This is a genomic window from Saccharothrix coeruleofusca, from assembly GCF_014648515.1.
Classification (GTDB): domain Bacteria; phylum Actinomycetota; class Actinomycetes; order Mycobacteriales; family Pseudonocardiaceae; genus Actinosynnema; species Actinosynnema coeruleofuscum.
In genome coordinates this window covers 1-2886 of record NZ_BMRG01000047.1, presented here as the reverse complement: position 1 = coordinate 2886, position 2886 = coordinate 1, and the positions used below count along the sequence as shown (strand labels likewise).

Here is a 2886-nt window from a genome sequence, read left to right as displayed (position 1 = left end):
CGAGGTCGAGTCGGTGTTGACCGGGTTGGGCGGGTTGTTCACGGCCGGGGTGGTGGTGGACTGGTCGGAGGTGTTCGTCGGGACCGGCGCACGACGCACCGAACTTCCCACCTACGCCTTCCAACGCCAGCACTACTGGCTCGATACGCCCTCCCTCCCGGAGACCGATCCCGCCGCCCTCGGCCTGACGCCGGTCGATCACCCCTTCCTGCGCGCCGAGATGCCGGTGGGCGACGCGGGCGCGCTCGTGCTGACCGGCCGACTGTCCGTGGAGCAGCAACCGTGGTTGGCCGACCACGTGGTGTCGGGCACCGCGATCCTGCCCGGAACCGGTTTTCTGGCCCTGGCCTCGCACGCCGCACGGCGAACCGGCGCCGGCTTGGTGGAAGAGCTCGTCGTGCACGCCCCTCTGGTGGTGCCGGAGCACGGCGACATCCAACTCCAGCTGGTGGTCGACGCACCGGACGACACCGGTCGCCGTGCGCTGCGCGTGCTGTCCCGAGGGGGAGGCACCGCTGGGAACGACACCTGGACCCGGCACGCCGATGGCACCGTTGCCCCACCCGCCGAGCCCGCGCCTGCCGGATCGGCGTCGGCGACCGCCTGGGACGGCGAGGTCGATCCCGACGCCCGGCCCGTCGCCATCACCACCGCGTACGCGGAGCTCACCCGCCGGGGATATGACTACGGACCGGCGTTCCGAGGACTGCGAACCATCCACCGTGGCGACGACGTGGTCTTCGCCGACATCGTGTTGGACGAGGCGGCAGGAACGGCGGCGGGATACGGCGACCCGGTGTTCGACCTGCATCCCGCCCTCCTGGACGCCGCCGTTCAAGCCGCGCTGGTCGGCCTGTTCGAGGCCGCGGACGAGACGTTGGTGCCGTTCGCGTGGAGCGACGTCACCGTGCACAGCGCAGCCCCGTCGACCTTGCGCGCCCGTATCCGGAGAACCGGTGCCGACTCGGTGGCCATGACGCTCACCGACCGCGACGGCAACCCGGTCGCGTCGATCGACTCGCTGGTGTTGCGGCCTGCCCCCGACATGTCACCGACTCCGTCGACGGATCAGGGCGAGGCGGCGCTGTTCCGGTTGTCGTGGCTGCCGAAGGAGGTCGACGCCCACCCCGGCACCGACGACTGGGCGATGGTGGGGCAGGACCCGCACGACCTCGGCGCGCGGGTGGCAGGGGGAAACTCATCGCTGGACCGGTACGCCGACCTCGCCGCGCTGCGGGTCGCGGTGGCGGCGGGGACGCCGACGCCTGCCACGGTGATCACCGCGGTTCCCCCGACCGGCGTTGTGGACTTCGGTGGCGTGCACCGCGTGCTGCGACTGGTGCAGGACTGGCTGGCCGATGAGACGTTGGCCGACGCTCAACTGGTCGTCGTCACGACCGGTGCCGTCGACACGGGGGACAACGGGCGCGTCGATCTCGACAACGCGCCGGTCTGGGGTCTGCTGCGGGCCGCGCAGTCCGAGCACCCCGACCGCGTCGTGCTCGTCGACGTGGCACCGGACGGTGAGGGGGCACAACGGCTCGCCGCCGCGGTGGCCACGGGGGAGCCGCAGTTGGCTCTGTCCGCCGAGGGCGTCCGTGTCCCGCGCCTGACTCGCCTGCCCGTGGATTCCGGCTCTCACCACGCCGCCGGGAAGTCGATACCCGAGCGCGGAACCGTGCTGCTGACCGGGGCGTTCGGCCGGCTCGGCCGGTTGCTCGCGCGGCACCTGGCCACCGAGCACGGGGTGACGAGCATGCTGCTGGTCAGCAGGAGCGGCCCCGTCACGCCCGAGGCGCGTGCCTTGGTGGCCGAGCTGACCGGGCTCGGTCTGGAAGTGCGGGCCGAGGCCTGCGATGTCGCCGACCGCGCCGAGCTCGCCGCGTTGCTTCGCGGGTTGCCCGCCGATCGCCCCCTCACGGCTGTGATCCACGCGGCCGGTGTGCTCGACGACGGCGTGTTCACCGAGCTGAGCCCACAACGCCTCGACGCGGTCATGGGCCCCAAGGCGATGGCGGCCAAGAACCTCCACGAGCTCACCGCCGACATGCCGCTGTCGGCGTTCGTGCTGTACTCCTCCATCTCGGGACTGATCGGCGCGGCGGGTCAGGCCAACTACGCGGCCGCCAATACCTACCTCGACGCGCTCGCCCACCACCGTGTCCGAAGTGGACTGCCTGCGACGTCGCTGGCGTGGGGGATGTGGGATCAGCGGGGAGGTATGGCGGCGGCGCTCAGCGCGGGCGACCTCAACCGGATGGCTCGCTCCGGAGTGGCGACGTTGTCCGAGACCCAGGGGCTCGCACTCTTCGACGCCGCCGTTCGGCGCGGCGAGCCGCTGCTCGTGCCACTGCGGTTGAACATCGCTTCCGCCGCGGACGGCGGGAACCCGCATCCGCTGCTGCGTGAACTGATCACGATCGCGCCGCGGCGAGCTCACCCGGTGACCGCACTGGGCCGCTCGGACGGGCCGTCGCTCACCCGCGAGGACGTGACGTCCCGGCCAGGGCGACTGCTGGAGCTGGTGCGCGCGGAGGCGGGGCGAGTGCTCGGTTACGACGGGCGCGACCCGATCGGCGTCGACCGCACCTTCAAGGAATCCGGGCTCGACTCGCTCACCGCCGTCGAGCTGCGCAACCGGCTCAACGCGATCACCGGACTGCGCTTGACGACCACGGCCGTGTTCGACCACCCGACCCCGCGGGCCCTCGCCGACCACTTGTCCGGTGAACTCACCACAACCGACGAGGCGCCGGACGCGCCCAGCGCGCCCGCGAGCGATGCCGATGATCCTGTGGTGGTCGTGGGTATGGCGTGTCGTTATCCGGGTGGGGTGGGTTCTCCGGAGGATCTGTGGGAGTTGGTCGTCGGGGGTGGGGAGGGGAT

The 2886-nt window shown here is 71.8% G+C and carries 1 protein-coding gene; it reads left to right on the top strand.

Going from position 1 to position 2886, the window contains the following annotated elements; translation table 11 throughout:
- Positions 1-13: 13 nt before the first annotated feature.
- Positions 14-2886, top strand: a 2873-nt coding sequence (locus IEZ00_RS35955; RefSeq protein ID WP_229796449.1) for a type I polyketide synthase, incomplete at its 3' end; no start/stop codon positions are given.